This is a genomic window from Pontibacter litorisediminis, from assembly GCF_029360645.1.
GTDB classification, from domain to species: Bacteria; Bacteroidota; Bacteroidia; order Cytophagales; family Hymenobacteraceae; genus Pontibacter; species Pontibacter litorisediminis.
This window is the reverse complement of the sequence record NZ_JARDUA010000004.1, coordinates 347913-366924: the sequence shown is the minus strand read 5'-3', so window position 1 is coordinate 366924 and position 19012 is coordinate 347913. Positions and strand designations below refer to the sequence as shown.

16 protein-coding genes are annotated in these 19012 nt (G+C 52.5%); 4 read left to right on the top strand and 12 right to left on the bottom strand.

Annotated elements, in window-relative coordinates; translation table 11 throughout:
- The first annotated feature begins 3 nt into the window (after nt 1-3).
- On the top strand, nt 4-2313 hold the full coding sequence (locus tag PXG97_RS15035) for a penicillin-binding protein 1A (protein ID WP_276498602.1): 2310 nt from the start codon (nt 4-6) through the stop codon (nt 2311-2313).
- A gap of 13 nt (nt 2314-2326) precedes the next feature.
- On the top strand, nt 2327-4150 hold the full coding sequence (gene uvrC / locus PXG97_RS15030; protein ID WP_276498601.1) for an excinuclease ABC subunit UvrC: 1824 nt from the start codon (nt 2327-2329) through the stop codon (nt 4148-4150).
- Nucleotides 4151-4236: 86 nt separating this feature from the next.
- Here the strand turns inward: uvrC and porN are convergent, their stop codons facing one another.
- From porN to PXG97_RS14980, 10 genes are all read right to left on the bottom strand, one after another.
- Nucleotides 4237-5100, bottom strand: coding sequence for a type IX secretion system ring subunit PorN/GldN (porN, locus tag PXG97_RS15025; RefSeq protein ID WP_276498600.1), 864 nt, complete (start codon nt 5098-5100; stop codon nt 4237-4239).
- 22 nt (nt 5101-5122) lie between these two features.
- Nucleotides 5123-6721 carry a type IX secretion system motor protein PorM/GldM gene (porM, locus tag PXG97_RS15020; RefSeq protein ID WP_276498599.1) on the bottom strand — a complete coding sequence of 533 codons (1599 nt, stop codon included), beginning with the start codon at nt 6719-6721 and terminating at the stop codon, nt 5123-5125.
- A gap of 58 nt (nt 6722-6779) precedes the next feature.
- On the bottom strand, nt 6780-7580 hold the full coding sequence (gene porL / locus PXG97_RS15015) for a type IX secretion system motor protein PorL/GldL (protein WP_276498598.1): 801 nt from the start codon (nt 7578-7580) through the stop codon (nt 6780-6782).
- 86 nt (nt 7581-7666) lie between these two features.
- Entirely contained in the window at nt 7667-8683 is a 1017-nt protein-coding gene (porK, locus tag PXG97_RS15010; RefSeq protein ID WP_276498597.1) for a T9SS ring complex lipoprotein PorK/GldK, read from the bottom strand.
- Nucleotides 8684-8912: 229 nt separating this feature from the next.
- Nucleotides 8913-9875 carry a PorP/SprF family type IX secretion system membrane protein gene (locus PXG97_RS15005; RefSeq protein ID WP_276498596.1) on the bottom strand — a complete coding sequence of 321 codons (963 nt, stop codon included), beginning with the start codon at nt 9873-9875 and terminating at the stop codon, nt 8913-8915.
- A gap of 162 nt (nt 9876-10037) precedes the next feature.
- A complete protein-coding gene (locus tag PXG97_RS15000; protein ID WP_276498595.1) occupies nt 10038-10841 on the bottom strand; it encodes a uroporphyrinogen-III synthase in 804 nt (267 codons plus the stop codon).
- Nucleotides 10842-10893: 52 nt separating this feature from the next.
- Complete coding sequence (locus tag PXG97_RS14995) at nt 10894-12069, bottom strand: DUF4271 domain-containing protein (protein WP_276498594.1); 1176 nt, start codon at nt 12067-12069, stop codon at nt 10894-10896.
- Nucleotides 12070-12140: 71 nt separating this feature from the next.
- Nucleotides 12141-12548, bottom strand: coding sequence for a hypothetical protein (locus PXG97_RS14990; RefSeq protein WP_276498593.1), 408 nt, complete (start codon nt 12546-12548; stop codon nt 12141-12143).
- On the bottom strand, nt 12532-13266 hold the full coding sequence (gene lipB, locus PXG97_RS14985; RefSeq protein ID WP_276498592.1) for a lipoyl(octanoyl) transferase LipB: 735 nt from the start codon (nt 13264-13266) through the stop codon (nt 12532-12534). The genes PXG97_RS14990 and lipB overlap by 17 nt, the downstream gene beginning before the upstream one ends.
- A gap of 1 nt (nt 13267) precedes the next feature.
- Entirely contained in the window at nt 13268-14263 is a 996-nt protein-coding gene (locus PXG97_RS14980) for a bifunctional phosphoglucose/phosphomannose isomerase (RefSeq protein ID WP_276498591.1), read from the bottom strand.
- A 52-nt stretch (nt 14264-14315) separates the two neighbouring features.
- On the opposite strand from PXG97_RS14980, the gene PXG97_RS14975 reads away from it, so the two are divergent.
- Nucleotides 14316-14678: a YraN family protein gene (locus PXG97_RS14975; RefSeq protein WP_276498590.1), complete on the top strand. Its 363-nt coding sequence runs from the start codon at nt 14316-14318 to the stop codon at nt 14676-14678.
- Between the two features lie 673 nt (nt 14679-15351).
- On the opposite strand, the gene PXG97_RS14970 is transcribed toward PXG97_RS14975, so the two are convergent.
- Together PXG97_RS14970 and htpG are read right to left on the bottom strand one after the other, a co-directional pair.
- Complete coding sequence (locus PXG97_RS14970; protein ID WP_276498589.1) at nt 15352-16269, bottom strand: toxin-antitoxin system YwqK family antitoxin; 918 nt, start codon at nt 16267-16269, stop codon at nt 15352-15354.
- A 263-nt stretch (nt 16270-16532) separates the two neighbouring features.
- Entirely contained in the window at nt 16533-18353 is a 1821-nt protein-coding gene (gene htpG, locus PXG97_RS14965) for a molecular chaperone HtpG (RefSeq protein WP_276498588.1), read from the bottom strand.
- 295 nt (nt 18354-18648) lie between these two features.
- Between htpG and PXG97_RS14960 the strand changes: the two genes are divergently transcribed.
- Nucleotides 18649-18972, top strand: a complete 324-nt coding sequence (locus tag PXG97_RS14960) for a hypothetical protein (RefSeq protein ID WP_276498587.1) — start codon at nt 18649-18651, stop codon at nt 18970-18972.
- Nucleotides 18973-19012: the final 40 nt, after the last annotated feature.

Here is a 19012-nt window from a genome sequence, read left to right as displayed (position 1 = left end):
TCCATGACTACGCGTCAAAAAACCCTCTCTCCCAAAAAGTCCTTTTACCCAAAGGTTGTGTCGGTGCTGTGGCTGCTGTTTATCGGTGGCTTTGCAGCTTTCGTACTCTACATCTACGCGGTAAGCATCAACTTCCTGAACCTGTTCGGTGAAATGCCCGACCTGCGCACCCTGGAGAACCCGAAGAGCGAGATTGCGTCAGAGTTGTACTCTGCAGACAATGTGCAGCTAGGAAAGTACTTCCGCGAGAACCGCACGCCGGCGGACTACGAGGAGCTGCCGGACAACCTGATTAACGCCCTAGTTGCCACAGAGGACGTCCGATTTGAGGAGCATGCCGGCATCGACCCACAGTCTATGGTGCGGGTGGCGGCTGGTATCATCACGGGAAACCAGAAGGGCGGCGGTAGCACGCTGACGCAGCAGGTTGCCAAAAACCTTTTCGATACCCGCAGCGATGAACTCAACAATGGCCTGCTGAACGATGTGCCTGGCCTGCGCATGCTCATCCTGAAGACAAAAGAGTGGATTATGGCCGTGAAGCTGGAGCGCTCCTACACTAAGCGCGAGATCTTGACGATGTACCTGAACACGGTTGACTTCGGGTCCAATGCCTTTGGTATCAAGGTAGCGGCCAAGACCTTCTTCAATAAAAAGCCGGAGGAGCTGGAGGTACAGGAATCGGCAGTGCTGGTTGGTCTTTTAAAGGCCCCAAGCTACTACAGCCCTAAGTTCAAGCCGGAGAACTCCAAGCGCCGCCGCAACACGGTACTGGCGCAGATGGTGAAGTATGGCTTTATGACGGAGGCGGAGTTCAACCAGCTGAAGGAAGAGGATATTGCGCTGGACTACCGCGTGGAGAACCACAACATCGGCCTGGCGCCCTACTTCCGCACAGAGGCCAGCAAGTTCCTGTTGCAGTGGTGCCGCGAGAATGGCTACGACCTGTACGCCGATGGCCTGAGAATCTTCACGACCATAGACTCTCGCATGCAGAAGTATGCCGAGGAAGCTGTAGCTGAGCACATGAAAGACCGGCAGAAAACGTTCTTTGAGCACTGGAAAGGCCGCAACCCGTGGGTAGACGAGAACATGCGCGAAATCAAAGGCTTTCCGGAGCAAGCCATCAAACGTTCCGATCGTTACCGCCGCCTGAAGGCCCGCTTTGGCGATGACACCGACTCCATCAACTATTACCTGAACAAGAAAGTGCCGATGACCATCTTCAGCTGGGATGGCGAGAAGCAGGTGGAGATGAGCCCTATGGACTCGCTGAAGTATTACAAGCACTTCCTGCAGACCGGCTTTATGGCAATGGAGCCGCAGACTGGCCATATCAAGGCTTGGGTAGGGGGCATCAACTACAAGCATTTCAAGTACGACCACGTGAAACAAGGCTCCCGCCAGCCGGGTTCTACGTTTAAGCCATTCCTGTATACTACGGCTATTGAGAACGGCTATTACCCTTGCTATGAGGTGCTGGACACGGAGACCTGTATCCCGTTGCCGGACGGCAAAATGTGGTGCCCTAAAAACGCGGATAACAAGTACAGCGGCGAAAAGTACACGCTGCGCAAGGCGCTGGCAGAGTCAGTGAACTCTATCTCGGCTTTCCTGGTGAATAAACTCGGTGCGCCTGCCGTGGCCCAGACCGCCCGCCGCATGGGCATCAGCACCAAACTCGACGAGACGCCATCGCTGGTGCTTGGCACAAGTGATGTGACGCTTTACGACATGGTGGGGGCTTACGGCACTTTCGTGAATGGTGGGACCTGGGTAGAGCCTACGTATATCACCCGGATTGAGGACAAGCACGGCAACGTGATCGCTGAATTCGTTCCGAAAACGGTAGAGGCCCTCAGCGAGGAAACGGCTTACATGATGGTACATATGCTGAAGGCCGCCGCCGAGCCCGGCGGAACCGCTTACTATGGCCTGCGCTTTCGTAATGGTCTGAAGAATGAAATGGGTGCCAAAACCGGTACAACTCAGAATTACTCCGATGCCTGGTTTATGGGAATCACCCCTAACTTGGTGGCAGGCACCTGGGTAGGCGGCGAAGACCGCTCCATCCACTTCCGCACGATTGCCCTTGGCCAGGGTGGCAGGCTAGCCATGCCTATCTATGGCGCCTTCATGCAGAAAGTGTACAACGATAAGTCATTGGATGTGTCAAAAGACCCTTTCCCTAAACCTTCTATGCCTTTATCGGTAGAATTAGATTGTGATAAGTATAACCGCGGTGTGCAGATCGACTCGACGCAACAGGATGAGTTCCTGAATCTGCCTACCCAACTAGACCTGGAGATCTAATTCTGAAACCTATATGCCAGCCAACGAGAAGCTGAAGGAAAAAATATCGCACCTGCCACACAAGCCAGGTATCTACAAGTTCTTCGATGATCATGGCATTATCTATGTAGGCAAAGCGGTTGATATCAGGAAGCGCGTCAGCTCCTACTTCAACCGTTCTGCCCAGCATAATAAAAAGACACTTAAGCTCGTCTCCCAGATCAGGGACATTGAGTTTACGATCGTAGACACCGAGGCCGATGCTTTCCTGCTCGAGAATAACCTCATCAAGCAGTATCAGCCCAAGTATAACATCCTGCTGAAGGATGGCAAGACTTACCCTTACATCTGCATTGTTAACGAGCGTTTCCCGCGCGTTATAAGCACCCGCAACAAAAAGAACGACGGCTCGCGCTACTTCGGCCCTTACCCCAGCGTCACGACCATGAATGTGCTGCTGGACCTGATCCGGACGTTGTACCCGCTCCGTACCTGCACCTATGCCCTCTCGCCTGAGAATATTGCCGCCGGCAAGTTCAAGGTGTGCCTGGAGTACCACATCGGCAACTGCAAGGGGCCCTGTGAAGCGCTGGTGGACGAGACGGAGTATAACGTCAATATTTCCCAGATCAAGAACATCCTCGCCGGCAACCTGTCGGTGGCAAAATCATACTTTAAGGAGCAGATGGCTACCGCTGCCGCAGACTACCAGTATGAGGTGGCGCACAAGTATAAGCAGAAGCTGGACATGCTGGAGGATTTCCAGGCAAAGTCTACTGTTGTCAGCAATACGCTCACCAACATTGATGTCTTTACGATCACCAGCAACGAGCAGTGCGCCTTCATCAACTACCTGAAGGTCATGAACGGCTCCATCATCCTTACCCAATCGCTGGAACTGGAGAAGAAGCTGGATGAGGAGGATGCTGACATACTTGCCTCGGTAGTGGTACAGCTGCGCCAGGAGTTTGAGAGCACCTCCCGCGAAGTCATTACGAACATTGAGCTAAGGCTGCCATTAGACAACGTTACCGTTACCTATCCACAAATCGGTGATAAGAAAAAGCTGCTGAGCCTATCGCTGAAGAATGCTTTATACTTGCGCAAGGAGCGGGAGGGGCGACAGGAGAAGAACAAAGAACTGAGCGAGCAGCGGGAAGTACGCGTTTTGGAGACCCTCAAGAAAGACCTTCGCCTTACCGAACTCCCCCGCCAGATTGAGTGCTTTGACAACTCTAACTTTCAGGGCGATAACCCGGTCGCTTCTATGGTGTGCTTCAAGAACGGCAAACCCAGCAAAAAGGACTACCGCCACTTCAACATCAAAACGGTTGTCGGCCCTGACGATTTTGCCTCCATGTATGAGATTGTTACCCGCCGCTACCGCCGTTTGTTAGATGAGAACCAGCCCTTGCCACAACTCATCGTTATCGATGGAGGCAAGGGGCAGTTAGGCATGGCCGTGAAAGCGCTGCGCGATTTAGGCATCTACGGTCAAGTTGCCGTGGTGGGCATTGCCAAGCGCCTGGAGGAGATCTTCTATCCCGGTGATTCCCTTCCACTGTACATCGACAAGAAATCAGAGTCTCTGAAGCTCATCCAGCGCCTGCGCAACGAGGCGCACCGGTTTGCCATTACCTTCCACCGCAGCAAGCGCGATGCCGGAACGCTGAAAACCGGGCTTACCGACATCAAAGGAATTGGGCCTTCCACGGCCGATGCTTTGCTGCAGAAGTACAGGTCTGTTAAGAAGATCAAAGAGTTAACTTTAGAAGAGCTTTCTTCTGAGATTGGCAAAGCTAAGGCTGCCATCCTGTTTAACTACCTGCACCCTACCGAGGAAGGGAAAGAAGTATAGCTTCAAGCTATTGGTTTTACTAAAGTATATAAACAAAAAAGGAGGCTCTCTCAAGCCTCCTTTTTTTATTGGTACTGCTGCTTTGCTTAGTAGCTCCACAGACTATACTCGTACTCGATAAGTGCTTCCAAAGCATCCTGTGCAGCTAGCAGCCCTTTTTTGCCACCACCGTAGATCGAGGCCAGGCTTTGGTCGCCTGGGTTAGAGATCTTGGTGATGTATGAGCTGAACAGCCACAGATCGAAAGCATCTGCCAGGTTCTTGTGCTGGGCATCATTCTGTGCGTTATACCAGATAGCCGTTTCCGGATTGTTGCGGAACAGCGTTACCAGGTCGCTCATTTTAAAGCTTGCCACGTTCTGCTCGAAACCTAGCGGGTTCAATGTAGCCGGCACCTTTATGCTGATCGTCTGGATATCGTGGTACATGCGCGAGCGCTTTTTATCGAATACCACGTTCTCTTTCAGCTCCAGCAGGTACAGTTGCTTCGGGAAATATTCATTGCTTACAGGAGCGGTTTCAGTAGTTCCGGCGTTTCCACCCAAGGCAGCACCCCAGGCGTCATCATTCTCTTCCTCTACCTCGCCAAAGCCGGCAGCCAGTTCCTCTTCGCTAAGCCCGCCATCTGTCTGCTTCGGAGTCATGTTTTCCATAAACTCCTCGCGTGTGATTGGCGTGTTTACAGAGTCGCTTCTGTAGGCAGTAAGCTCCCCACTTTTAACGGCCTCTATAATAACCTTTGTGATCTCCCTGTTTTCAGAGAACAGTGGCTTGTTCTGCTTCTCGCGCAGGTCAATCTTACGCCATACCGTTTTCTTGAACAGGATATCAGACTCAGGAATAGGCCTTGCCGATGGGTTGCTGGACGTTGAGTTTGACACCTGTTGCGCCATGGCACCTACAGATAGCATCAAACCGGCTGCTACACCTATTGCTTTAACTAATTTCATACTCCTTGTAAGCTTCTAATTGTTAATTTAAAGGAACGTTGAAGTTCGGGCTACCTACGTTCACGTCTACAGCATTGCCTTTGTAGTTCAGGCGCTTCACATCCAGCACCTCTATCACCACACGGTCACCTTTGGCTGCTTTAGCGGCAAAGCTGGTCAGGTTAGCTGACGGGCCGTTAAACTCGCCCTGATCTACCGGCTGGTTGTTACGCACCAGGTAAGCTCTCCACTTCGTTACTCTATAACGTGCTTCGTTCGGTAATAATTGCTTAAAGCCTTCGTCTGCTACAGCCTGTATTTCTACGGCTCTGAAAGACTGTGCCGGTACCCCACGCTTCACGTCCACTGGCTTGCCGTTTACTAGCGCCACAATCTCTGGCTTAGGTATCGGGCGCACCTTAAACTTCTCGGAACCGATGCTGTTGCCGCCGCTGCTTACGTTGATTGTTACCTCCGTAGCATTCGGGATGATTGTTACTTCGCCTTTCTTAGAGCCAGGAATTGCAGAACCTCCTGATGCGCTGAAGCTTGGGTCATACACGGCACCTAGGGCAGGCACCTGGATGTTCAGCTCATTCGCGCACTGGAAGTACAGCGCCTGCACAGCAGCAGACTGCACCTGAATCACTGGCTTCGCTACGATATACTCTTCTGTTACCGTAAACGTAGTGTCGCGGCCATTTTGGTTGATGGTAACCTGGCCTTTCCATGTTTGCTTTGAGTTGCCATCGGCATCGTAGTTAGAGGCGGAAGCCACAAACTCTACTTTACCTAAGCCATTCTCAACCTTTACAGGCTTACCCTGGAAACTCATTTTAGGGGTAATGTTGTCAGAAGAGGCAGCGATAAACATATCCGCTGAATATTTTGTACCAGCCGCCACTGTCTTAGACTCGGCGCGGGCCATGGCAAAAATCTTCTCAAACTTGATAATGTCAGCACCTACCTGCTGGGCAAGCTTCTGCAGCACGTCCGCCTCATACTTCAGTACCTCTGCTTCTTTCTGAGAAAGCACTGCCAGGGCAGCCACCATTGGTGTCTCCTCAAAGTTCAGCTGCGCGAAGTCTTTGCGCTTTTGTGCCGGGTCATTCTGTGCTACCGGATCCTCCTTGCCACTCAAGGCAAGTTTTTGCGGAACCTGCTCATTGTACTGGCGCAGGAACTTGGCGTAGTCATTCAGCTTTTGCTCCAGCTCATACGCTTTACCGTTGTTCTTGCTCGCAGCACCAATCATGTTCATGGCCACGATATCATTGCCTTCTGGCTGCTTATATCCTGTGCCTTCATCATTCATTCCTCCTGATTTCTCAATCAGCATCTTACGCAGATCCTGAATGTAGGAAACCATTTGATTTGTCTGATTACGTACTTCCTGTGCTGTTTTCAGCACACGCTGGTCATTGGCAGAAGGGTTCTTGTTTTCTGCAATGGCAGCCTGTATGTTTGATACGACCCCGGCATTATCTGTTACTGTTTTTCGGTTCACAGTCTGTAAAGACTCATCCAGGAACTGAAACTTTAACAGGATCGCCGAGCTCACGTTAAGGGCCAGAAGTGCGGTCAGTACGAGGTACATCATACCGATCATCTTCTGCCTTGGTGTCTCTTTTCCTCCAGCCATTTTATACTATATTAACTGTGTTTTCTGTAGATACAACTTATTTAACCAAGGAAGGAAATTATCCTTTCATCGCTGTCAGCATGTTACCATACACTGTGTTCAGAGAGTGCAGGTTCTGCGTCAAGCGAGAAACTTCTTGCTTAAACTGTTCTGTATCTTTGCTGGCGTCAGTCAGGTTTTCCATGGCCATGCTCAGGTTGCCATAGAACTTATTCATGGCTTTCAGGTGGTTGTTAGCGTCCTGAAGCTCCATCTCGTACACTGCATTCAGCGCACCCAAGTTGCGGGTCATGCCCTGGATTTGGGTGTGGTATTCTTTAGCATCTGTAGCAGAAACAGCCATTTGTGCAATGGCATCTGCTGTAGTAGCGTACGCGCTGTTGATCTTATCCAACTGACCGGCGGCAGCTCTTACGCGAACAGTGTATTCCTCTGTCGCGGCGGCGGCATTGGTCATGTCAGCCATGCTGGCAGCAGTTTCGCTCAGGCGGTTAAGGCCCATGCCAAGTTGGTTTATTGTTTCCGGCGTAATGTCGGCATTACGCATCATTTCGTCGAGCTTTCCTGTTACAGACGGACCTGCAGCTGCTGCTGTAGCAGGCACAATGCCTTCACCAGCGTAGTCATCGGCAAGTTGTGGGTATACTCTGGCCCAATCCGGCTCTGCATGCTGCGGCTGGAACGCGCTCAGAAAGAAGATGATAGCCTCTGTGCTCAGACCAAGGATCAGCATCAAGTCGGCTCCTGGCCAGTGCTGGATCTTGAACAACGCACCCACAATCACGACGGCAGCACCGATACCATAAATCTTTGGCATCAAAACGTCGAACAAGAAACTGCGACCTTTAGCTTTGCTCATTTTGTTTTCTAATTAAGTAGTGAACGATTAATTAAGGATTAATTGGGGGATTGGTAAATTAATATAGGGGTTTGAATTACTGCTTATTAAAACTCTCTGCCTGATGAACGGCCCAGGTAATGCATTGCATTGCGGAAGCCGATATAAGATCTGGAAGAGTCCTGATACTCAAAGTTGCGTGTACCTGTCTCCAGGAAGTAGGCGATATCTTTCCATGAGCCACCCCTTACAATCTTACGAGGTTCATTGTCATCATAATACACCGGGTTAAGGTCCCAAGTAACAGGAACGGTGGCATCTGAATAAGCATCCTCGCACCACTCAGCCACGTTACCGGCCATGTCGTAAAGGCCGAAGTCGTTCGGGAAGAACTGCGCTACAGGGGCAGTGTAAGTAAAGCCGTCGCTGTAGTAGTCGCCGCGTCCTGGCTTAAAGTTAGCCAGCAGACAGCCCTTGGCGTTACGCAGGTACGGGCCACCCCAAGGGTATACCGCCATGTCACGGCCGCCTCGCGCCGCATACTCCCACTCCGCCTCAGAAGGCAGACGGAACTGTGGCATTGGGGCACGTCCATTTTCTGCATTTGCCTGGTTCTTGTGCTTGGTGCGCCACTCGCTAAAGTATTTGGCCGCAAACCAGTCTACACCCACAACCGGATAATCATCAAACGCCGGGTGAGAGAAGTAGTACTCCATCAGCGGGTCACCCATGTGGTAGGTGTAGTCTTTTACCCAAACAGTTGTATCTGGATACAGGTTGCTCATCACATGCTCTTCCCCTAACACGTCCAGCGAATCTTCCATCATCACATTGATGAACTGACGGTATTCGTTGTTGGTGATCTCGGTTTCATCCATATAGAAGCCACCGATCGTCACCTGCTTGTTCAAGTTTGCCATAGATGCCGCTATATCCTGATCAGCCTGCCCCATGTGGAACGTACCGCCCGGGCAGGCCACCATGCCGTAAGGCACTTCCTGCGGATTGTACTCTGGCCTGTCTTCAGCGCCCACAAGATCACCTTGGGGCCCGCGTCTCATACCACAGCTTGCAAGCAGCACCACCGCCAGTGCGAAGGAAGACAGCTTTAGTAGTTTATTCATGATGACTGTTAAAAGTAAAATTTTCTGTAATAGATTTTAGCACACTTCTACGAGTGTAGCAAATATATAAGAATTAGGAATAAATAAAAAACAATTCACTCCTTCACCTTTTTTAATTTTTTTAACGCGCTAAGGGGTTGATTATTATTGCTATGCAGGACTATTTTTTTATGCACTTTTTAAAGAATCGCTCCTAAAAGTAAAAAAGCAATTACAATTACCATTCATCTTACCGTGTAAAAAAGTAGCGGGGAGTTCTTACCGGTGGCTTAAACCTTACTACTGGCTCCGGTAGGCGGTAATTTACCATCACCTCGTGCGAGGTGGCTGCTTTAGCCGCTTTGTTAAAGGTGGTCAGATCCAGCGCGTACCCCACCCGCAACGCATTATCCTGAAACAGAGAGACTCCCACAAGGGCACTAACAGCTTCTTCATGCCGATAATTCACTCCGGCCCAATATTTTTCCTGGTATGTTACCCGGCCACCGGCATCAAACGAGAAAGTCTCCGTGTCGTGCTTGAGTAAAACGGTAGGTGTAAGGGTCAGGTCAGCAGTCAGCGGCATGTGGTAACCGGCCGTCACGTACACGTGGTTCTCGCCCAGCAATGTGCCTTTTCCGGTGTTCGTGGAGTCAGCGAACTCATACTCCGCCTTCAGCAGGTTGGTAACGCCACCTCCGGCATAAAACACCTCCGACTCATACCAAACACCTGCGCCCAAATCATACTTGGTGTCCTCGCTGTTGAACGGCACATTCGGGTCGCCCTCGTCTATGGCACGGTAGCGCCCCTTCTTGTAATTGTTCACGTTACCCTGTATGCCCAGGCCCAGCTTGCCGGTTTCGCCAATATTGATGTGGAAGGAATAGGAGAGAGCCGCTGTCAGAATGGTCGTGTTGGCGATCTTGTCGCGCATCAGGTTCAGGCCAACGCCTCCGTGCAGCAGCCTGACCGGTGTATGGGCCGACAGGAAGAGCGTCTGCGGAGCGCCACCGTCATCGAAAGAGGCATCGTAGCCAAGCCACTGGTAACGGTAAATGGACATGAACTCCGGCCGATTGGTTATGCCTGCGTAGGCAGGGCTTAACTGCATGCCATTAAACCCATAGTGGGTAAACTGAGGTTGCTGCTGCGCATGGGCAAAGGGTGCCACCAGGAGCACCAGCAACAAAACAGATAAAAGCTTTTTCATAGGCTGCGGCTAAGAAGGCATGGTTAGGATGAGCTGTTTTGCACGGAACGCTTTTCAAATATAGCTATTAAACGCTAAAACGCAAATGCACGGCTGCCTGAGGCAGCTGCGGCGTTTGCGTTTTAGTAGTATGCAAAAAAGGCTTAAAAGTTGCGTTGCAACCTATTTTTTTGCCTCCTGCATCTGGTTCTGTATGTATACTTCTATAGCTCCGGTCATGGATGGGGCGTTCGGCATCGGCGCCTCTATGTCCAACTCCAGGCCTGCGTCGCGAACGGCCTTGGCCGTGGTAGGGCCAAAAGCAGCAATACGCGTGTTATTCTGCTTAAAGTCAGGGAAGTTGATGAACAGCGAGTGGATTCCTGACGGGCTGAAGAAAGCCAGGCAATCGTAGGTCACATCGTCCAGATCCGACAGGTCGGCGGCCACGGTTTTGTAGATGATCGCTTCTGTGTGCTTGATCTTGTTCGTTTTCAGAAACTCCGGGATATCGTCTTTGCGGATGTTGGAGCACGGGAACAGGAACTTCTCGTTCTTGTGCTTCTTGATCACCTCAAACAGGTCCTTGGCGGTTTTCTCGCCTACAAACAACTTGCGCTTGCGCAGGGTGATGTACTTCTGCAGGTAGTATGCCGTTTGGTCGGAGATACAAAAGTACTTCATGTCGGCAGGCATCTCTATCTTGCTCTCCTGGCAGATGCGAAAGAAGTGGTCGACAGCGTTGCGGCTGGTAAAGATCACGGCGGTGTGCGACAGGATGTCCACCTTATCCTTGCGGAACTCCTTGTAAGGAACCGGCTCCACCTCGATAAACGCCCTGAAGTCTACCTTGATACCATACTTCTCCGCAATAGACAGGTAGGGGGAGTTGTCGGTAGTAGGCTGCGGTTGGGTAACCAGAATACTTTTGATAGGAATCTTGTGTCTTTCAGGGTTCGCAGAGCCCTTTGCTTTGCTTTCAGCCATATTAAAAATGATGCTTTTAAGTTCGCCTGCTGCGATGCCCGCTGCCACCTGCCTAGAAATTAAACACGATCAGCTCTAGCATTATTGCCAGCGGAATCACTTCTGTGGCGCAAAGGTACGAAAATAAATGCAAATTTATCACCGAGGCTTTCTTATTTACGGTGTAAAAGACGCGCAGGATCGTGATTACCAGCAGCAAAGACACCGCCAGGCTCGAAATCAGCAGAATCGTCTCGGGCATCTCGGCGTTCAGCGAGAGGTAAAGCAGCATCACCAGCGGCAGGAAGAGGCCCAGGAATAGCAGCGAGCGCAGAAACTGCCGGTACTGCAGCTGCACCAGCCCCCCCAGCCCGAACACGAACGCCATCACCTTTAAAAAAACATACTTTAGCAGCACCACGCCAAAGATCAGCAAAGTATAAAAAAGGATTTTGGTGGTAATGTCGGCCTCAGACACCGGGAACAGGCGGTTAAACAGCCGCACGTGCTGCACATTGGTATGGATAGCGGCAATCAGCAGGGCCATGGACAGTGAGAAGGCCAGCACAAACAGCAGGTTCGAGGCTGTGCCCAGCGGCTTGTTGGAGTACAGCAACTCCTGCGTGTTGGTGCGCAGGAAGTTGTACGGGTTGAACTGGCTTTTAAAGTCGGCCGGGTAGTTGACGCGCAGCAGGCCATAGATGAGCCCGATCAGCAGCATAAAGATGATGAATGCGTTTTGGTTCACGTACTCCCGCACCTGCACCGAGAAAGGGCGCTGCCCCTCGTCGGGCTTGGCATCGGCTACCAGCGCCACGTTGCGGAAGGTGCCTACGTTGGGCTGTTGCGTGGGGTGCCACACCGTGAGCAGGTACTTCCCCTCCACAGGCGCGGTGTCACGGCTGAACTTTGCCAGGTCCAGGGTGTAATTGGCTGTGGAGTCGGCTTTAAAGATGAGGCGGTTGTTGAGGAACAGGCACAGGTCGCGCGGGGCCGTGAAGGCAACATTGAACGGCTGCGCCTGCGTAATGGGCAGCCACTGGTGCACAGCGTTGTAGCTGGCATGCTGGTTGGCTACATACGGCACCAACTGGGCATCCTTTTCCCGCTGCACGAGCCAGTTGCCCGTAATAGTGTTTTTCTGCTCCAGGGGCAACACCTGCCCTTGCACAGGCACCTGGCAGGCACCCAGCCATACTACAAGTAAAAGCAGGAAAGAGAGGCTATACTTTAGAAACGCTCTTTGCACGGTGCAAATAGTTAACGGAGCAAAGCGGCGACGGCCGTTTTATACTTTTATTTATACTTGTGGCTGTGCTTTCAGGAGTGCAGCACCCCCTGCATCTGCAGCATGTTTATCTCAATGAGGTTATCCTCCACGATAGTATCCGGCACAAACACGAAGCGCTTGTCGTAAATCTGGCGGCCAATGTAGTAGCTTACCCAATACTCGTTGTTGATGTGGAAAATAGCTGGGTCGATGGGCTCCACCTGCACAAAGCTTTTGGCCTCTACGCGCTCAAACATGTGCCGCAGCACCGAGGTCTTCACCTCCTCGCCCTCTACCACGCCATAGCCCTTGGAGGCAACCAGTACATTCTCTATCGGAAAATTATTGTTGTTGAGGAGGTATACGTTCCAGGCAGGCTGGTCTGTGGAGGCGTCCGTGGTTCTGGCAACAGCCACTGCGATCCCCTCTACCGCCCCAAAATCAATGTCCTTCTTCATGCGCAGCAGTCGTAATAGTGGCCCCGAATAAGGTGGCCAGGTGCTTTAACAGTTTTTCTTCTACTTCGGCCAGCGGCACCTCATGCCCCAGCTCTTTGGCCAGCGAAGTTACGGCTTTATCAGAAATACCGCACGGCACAATGTTGTTAAAGTAGTCCAGGTCGGTGTTGATGTTGAAGGCGAAACCGTGCATGGTGACCCAGCGGCTACACTTCACGCCCATGGCGCAGATCTTGCGCGGGTTGCGCTGTTCCACGTGGTCGAGCCACACGCCGGTGAGGCCCTCAATGCGGCCGGCCGCAATGCCATAGTCCGCCAGCGTAAGGATGATGCCCTCCTCCAGAAAGCGCAGGTATTTATGGATGTCGGTAAAGAAGTTCTCCAGATCCAGGATAGGGTAGCCCACGATTTGCCCTGGCCCGTGGTAGGTAATATCGCCCCCGCGGTTGATCTTATAATAGGTGGCGCCTTTGGCCTGCAGGCCCTCCTGGTTCAGCAGCAGGTGCTCCTCATGGCCACTCTTGCCCAGGGTATACACATGCGGATGCTGGCAGAAAAGCAGGTAGTTGGGCGTCGCCACCTGCGCATCCGGCTCCGCGGAGCGGTTTCGCACCTTCAGGTCCAGGGTGGCGGTAAAGAGCTTGTCCTGGTAATCCCACGCCTCCTTGTAGTCGATCAGCCCCAGGTGCTCAAATTGAATGTCAGTATTTTTCTGCACGTTATACTTTGGATATCTCCCTTTTCAGGGAATCAATGTTCTCGTTACTAGCAGGGTCCTCCCCGTTTAGCTCGGCCAGGTACACCGACACCCAGTCAAACAAATGGACCAGGTACAGCACCTGCTCCAAGAAAGTGGCCCCCATGGCCTCCACCTCCAGCATCTCATGCCCGGCTGAGGCACAGATCGGCTTTGCCAGGTCCATGCGCAATTTCACGCGCGAGTGGTCGTAGGCGGTTTTAATGCATAAAACAACCAGCTGGCTGAATAGTTTCTCCGGGTGCCGCCAGCCTTCGATCTCGTTGTGGTTCATTTCCGGCACCGTGTTCACGTGCGCCAGCTGCTTGGCATTGGTGTTCAGCTGCTGCTGCAGCCGCATTGCCACGGCGCCAAAAGTATCTCCGGCGTAGATAACCGGCAGCTTGCCATGAAAGGCGCTAGCCAGGGCGCTGGCCTGCACCTTAATGCTCCCCGCCTGCTCTTCGAGCAGGGTGATGCTTTGCCGCACCTCGGTTTTGAAGGTGTCGTCGAGCAGGCCGGCGTAGTGGAGCAGGTAAAGCTGTTGTACCAGCATGTACCCCAACCCCGCCCTCGGGTGCCTTACTTCGGCGGGCAGCACAATATGCGGCATGCTGCGCTCCTGTGCCAGGCGCAGCAGCTCTCCGCCGGAGGTAATAAAGCCTACGCTGGCATCCGCTTCCATTGCCTGCCGCACATTCGAAATCGTTTCTTCGGTGTTTCCTGAAAAGGAGGAGGCAATAAAGAGCGTGCTTGGCCCCACGAAAAGCGGCAGGCTATAGCCTTTGTGCGCGATTACCGGCACCCCGAGCTTATCGGCCACGTACGCCTGCACCATATTGCCGCTTATGCCAGAGCCCCCCATTCCGGAAAAAACCACATTGCTATACTTGGGGCCGGAGAAGGTGACGGTGGCACTCTCTCCTATTTCTATGGCGTGGCGTAACTGTTGGGTAAAACCTTCAGTAAGTTGTTTCATAGTATGCTAAAGTTGCGCATCAGCCTTAGCTGCTGCAAAGTACAAGTTTTAAATGGCTTCTCAAACAGGCAGACATCTCCACACCGGCCAGCAAGGCGAAAACCACGCTGCTGCTTACCTTCGGGAGCAGGGATACAGCATACTGCGGCAAAACTACAGACATAAACGCGCCGAGGTAGACATCATTGCGCAGAAAGGCAACCTGCTGGTGTTTGTGGAGGTGAAAACCAGGTCTACTAATAAATACGGGTATCCGGAGGAGGCGGTTAATTACCGCAAGGAGGCGATGCTGCTGGGTGCCGCCGAGGCGTTTATACTGCAGGAGGAGTGGCCGCATGAGGTGCGGTTTGATATCATCTCGGTAACGCTCACGTCTCCTCCGGCTATACATCATATCGAGGATGCTTTTTACTGAGGTTGCGCGTCTTTCAGAGGTTTCCGCTGGCGCGAGTTTGCAACTCGTGCCTCACGATGATGTTGGGTTTGCAACCCAACTGGCTCGCAGAGCCAAGCTTCATGCTTTTGCAATACTTTCATAGCCGCTGCTTTCTGCAACTTGAGCCAAGCTATCCTTTCTAGCTGCCGTTCATCCCACTGGCTTTACGAGCGGCTCGTTTCATCTCCTGCTTTGGCTCCCTCCAGGCCGGGAGGCCTCGTCCTGGGGGTAGGGGCCCTCGATAAGGGCATCGCGCTGGGAGCTTTTCCTTTGCTCCTGCGTCGCAATGCCTTCGGCACCGGAAAAACTCGCATAGGCGCTCAACCCAAAGACTGGGAACAGTTTTCGATAGTTGCTGTCTTTGCAGTCTCCCTTGGAAGGGGACAGGGGATGATAGCAGATGCCGGACAAACCCCCTCCTCAGAAGGGCTAGGGGTGAGTTTACACCTATAGGGACAAGTCGCAACCAATCCGCGCGAGGAAAGTAGCCATGAAGCTTACCCTTTAGCCAAAGTAGCTACAGAGCTGCCCTCCTTAAACAAGGAGGGGCAGGGATGGTTGGACCCAGTGCTACAGGATTCCTCTTATCAGCGGACCAGGAGGTGGGTTTACACATAACCTTCTATCTGCACGAGGGCAGTGGCTAGTTTTCTTACTTACTACTCGCTTGCGAGCGCTTGTCGAACTTGCCGCGCTCGTAGATAGGGGTAGCATGGCGGTCGTACTCGCGGAGCAGGTAGGGCTCGTGCGGCGGGTCGTAGGCTGTTTCAGGGTACTGGTACTCATAGTGGCGGCGGTTGCGGAAGTCGTAGTAGTTGATCCACACGCCCACCTTTCGGCCTTTTTCGTACTGCCCGCTCCACTCCAGCTGCCCGTTCTCATAGAAACGGTAGTAGGTTCCCTGCACCTGCCCGTACTCGTAAGGGATCACCTCCTTTATCTTCTTGGTATCGCCGTAATAGGTCACCACCGCGTCGCGCAGGAAGCCCTTCTCATAGTGCTCTTTGTCTACCAGCGTGTGGTCCTCGTTGTTGCGGTACTTCTCCCAGCGCAGGTGTTTGGTGCCTACGTAAAAGTAGCCTTCCTCCACCACCTCGCCGTCCAGCGTTTTCTTATATGGCCCGTGCAGCACCTTGTAGCGGTCGGTGTCCTCTACGTTAGACCCTGAGCGGGCCAGCTTGCGCTTTTTGGTGTCGAAGTAATACTTGTAGGGGGCATAGCGGTCCGGCTCCTGATGCTCGGGCAGGTAGCCGAAGGTCTCGATGGTTTCTTTGTAGCGGGCGCCGCTCTTGGTATATCCGCGCTTTATCTTGTAACCCAGAAACTCGCGCTTGCTGCGTTTTACCTTGCGCTTCTTTTTCTTCTCCTCAATCTTCTCTTCCAGCGGGTTTCTCGCCTCAACAGTTGGTTGTGTGGTATCGGCAGAGGCCAGGGCATCGGTTTTTACCTTGTTGCCTTCCTTCAGGCGCGCCATGTTCAGGTTGTAGTCGCTGTTCCACTGGGGCTGGCCGCAGCTGCCCAGGCTTAGCAACACAACACTTAGCAAAAAAGTATAAACCGAGCTTTTCAAATTTTGAAGTGTTCTATTGTTAATGGATAAACTGTTAAATGGATGATCTTAGTATACGTGACCCTTTCTACAGGAAAACCAACAAGTTAACAGTAAAGCAATTTAGCAATTATTATATAAGTATACGCACCAACAGGTAACTGAGCCCCTATAACTACGCCTGCGCCGGGTAAGTTTCATTTATACTTTAGGAGGCGCCAAAAGCAAAAAAGGCAGCACCCAAACGGGCACTGCCTTAGCTGTTAGGTATTTAAATAAAGGTACTATTCTTTTGTCATCAGGTCGAAGCTGCGCTTCACGAAGCTAGTAAGGGCCGCTCCCGACAGCATGTTCTGCGACAGCAGGGCCAGGTCGAAGGCCTGACGGGCCAGCTTGCCTTTCTCCTCGGCCTTCAGCACGCGCTGGTTCAGCGGGTGGTTAGCATTGATGGTGACGTTGTAAGTGTCCGGCATATCGCCCATAAACATCATCCCGCCACCGCCGGCGCGGCTCATGTCCTTCATGCGGCGCATAAACTCGGGCAGCGTGATCACCACCGGCGCGTCGTCCGGGGCAAGCGGCGCTACCTCCACGGTCATGTGCTGGTTGCTGATGGCCTCCTCGTATACTTTCTTCAGCTCCTCCTTTTCACTATCGCTCAGCACACTCTCCTTCGCCTCGTCCTTCTCGATCAGCTTGTCAATCGTTTCGGAGTCTACGCGCTTAAGCGTGGTTTTCTCCAGCTTCTGCTCCAGCAGGCCTATAAAGTGGCTATCGATGATGGAGTCGAGCTTGAGCACATCATAGCCGCGGTTCTGGGCCGCCTCCACAAAGGCGTGCTGCTTATCGGGGTCGGTGGTATACAGGAGCACCAGCTGCTCACTTTTGTTTGTCTGGTTGGCCTGCACCTGGTTTTTATACTCCTCCAAAGTATAGTACTTGCCCTCCGTGTTCTGCAGCAGCACGAAATCCTTGGCCTTCTCATAGAACTTGTCATCGCTCAGCATGCCATACTTCACAAATACGCTGATGTCGTCCCAGTTCTTCTCAAACGTCTCGCGGTCTTTGCGGAAGATCTCTGCCAGCTTGTCGGCCACCTTTTTAGTGATGTAGGTGTTGATCTTCTTCACGCTGGCGTCGGCCTGCAGGAAGGAGCGGCTCACGTTCAGCGGAATGTCCGGCGAGTCGATCACGCCGTGCAGCAGCATCAGGAACTCCGGCACCACATCCTTCACCTCGTCGGTAATGAATACCTGGCGCGAGTACAGCTGAATCTTGTTGCGCTGCACCTCAAAGTCGTTCTTCAGTTTCGGGAAGTACAGGATACCGGTCAGGTTGAACGGATAGTCCACGTTGAGGTGGATCCAGAACAGCGGCGGCTCCGAGAACGGGTACAATTCTTTGTAGAACTCTTTGTAGTCCTCGTCCTTCAAATCCGAAGGCTGCTTCGTCCAGATCGGGTTTGGATTGTTGATGGTCTCGCCCTCAAACTCCACCGGCACGGGCAGGAACTTGCAGTACTTGTCAAGTATGGTGCGGATGCGGGCCGTCTCCAAAAACTCCTCCGAGTCCTGGGCCACGTGCAGGATCACATCGGTGCCACGCTCGGCTCTGTCGGCCGTCGTAATCGTGAACTCGGTGCTGCCGTCGCACTCCCAGCGGGCAGGCTCGGCGCCCTCCTGGTAAGATTTGGTGACGATCTCTACACGCTCAGCCACCATAAAGGCCGAGTAGAAGCCCAGACCGAACTGACCAATGATCTGGTCCTTGTCGGCAGAGGCGTCCTTGTAGCGCTCCACAAACTCGGTGGCCCCGGAGAAAGCAATTTGGTTGATGTACTTCTTAATCTCCTCGGCCGTCATACCGATACCGTTGTCGGAGATGGTGATGGTCTTGGCCTCCTTGTTCACGGCCACTTTCACCTTCAGCTCGCCCAAATCGCCTTTGTACTCACCGATGGAGGAGAGGCGCTTTACTTTCTGCGTCGCGTCCACGGCGTTACTCACCAGCTCGCGCAGGAAAATCTCGTGGTCGGAGTACAGGAATTTCTTGATGATCGGGAAAATATTCTCGGTGTGGATGGAGATATTACCTCTTTCTTCCATTGTCTATACTTTATATGGTTAAGGTTGATCTGTTGCTGCTTTACGCTTCAGCCCTGCTTTCAAATCCTGTTCCAGACACCGCTAGAGTGACAGGTTGTCAGAGCACGGCGGAAAAAGTAACAGCTGCGGCAGATTTCTGCACACCCGGATTAAACCTTCGCCCCGAGCTCTTGTCCAATGCCCGAGACAACCCCCGCTTTATACTTGTGCGTACAGTAAAATCGGGAAGGTAAGCCTGTTGCAAATGCAACATTGTGGAATTTAGTATATATTTGTCTTTGTTCTAACGCCCAAGGTGCACCGTTACATCCAACATATCGCCCTGATCCTGCTGCTGCTATTCTGCAGAGCCATGGTACCGGATGCCCTGATTCAGGAGCTGCACCCACACACGCACACGGTGCACACCGACCACGCCGACACCCATGAGGCGCAGGTAGGCATGAAGCACAAGCACTGCCAGGTAGAGGATGTGTTCAACACACCATACCAAGGCACGACGCTTTCAATCGATTTTACCCCTATCACGCATACTGTTGCTTATGCCGCTACCTACACCTGCAGCGGGCAAGGCAGCAAACCTTCTTTATACTTCCTCCGAGGCCCTCCCGTGGCCTAACCTTCAGCTGCTCCGCACGGTTCCGCTCATACTTTGCCTG

Bases quoted from the DNA above. Each gene is read 5' to 3' on its own strand.
- PXG97_RS15035 (WP_276498602.1), top strand. From the start codon at position 4: ATGACTACGCGTCAAAAAACCCTCTCTCCCAAAAAGTCCTTTTACCCA.
- uvrC (WP_276498601.1), top strand. From the start codon at position 2,327: ATGCCAGCCAACGAGAAGCTGAAGGAAAAAATATCGCACCTGCCACAC.
- porN (WP_276498600.1), bottom strand. From the start codon at position 5,100: ATGAAATTAGTTAAAGCAATAGGTGTAGCAGCCGGTTTGATGCTATCT.
- porM (WP_276498599.1), bottom strand. From the start codon at position 6,721: ATGGCTGGAGGAAAAGAGACACCAAGGCAGAAGATGATCGGTATGATG.
- porL (WP_276498598.1), bottom strand. From the start codon at position 7,580: ATGAGCAAAGCTAAAGGTCGCAGTTTCTTGTTCGACGTTTTGATGCCA.
- porK (WP_276498597.1), bottom strand. From the start codon at position 8,683: ATGAATAAACTACTAAAGCTGTCTTCCTTCGCACTGGCGGTGGTGCTG.
- PXG97_RS15005 (WP_276498596.1), bottom strand. From the start codon at position 9,875: ATGAAAAAGCTTTTATCTGTTTTGTTGCTGGTGCTCCTGGTGGCACCC.
- PXG97_RS15000 (WP_276498595.1), bottom strand. From the start codon at position 10,841: ATGGCTGAAAGCAAAGCAAAGGGCTCTGCGAACCCTGAAAGACACAAG.
- PXG97_RS14990 (WP_276498593.1), bottom strand. From the start codon at position 12,548: ATGAAGAAGGACATTGATTTTGGGGCGGTAGAGGGGATCGCAGTGGCT.
- PXG97_RS14980 (WP_276498591.1), bottom strand. From the start codon at position 14,263: ATGAAACAACTTACTGAAGGTTTTACCCAACAGTTACGCCACGCCATA.
- PXG97_RS14975 (WP_276498590.1), top strand. From the start codon at position 14,316: ATGGCTTCTCAAACAGGCAGACATCTCCACACCGGCCAGCAAGGCGAA.
- htpG (WP_276498588.1), bottom strand. From the start codon at position 18,353: ATGGAAGAAAGAGGTAATATCTCCATCCACACCGAGAATATTTTCCCG.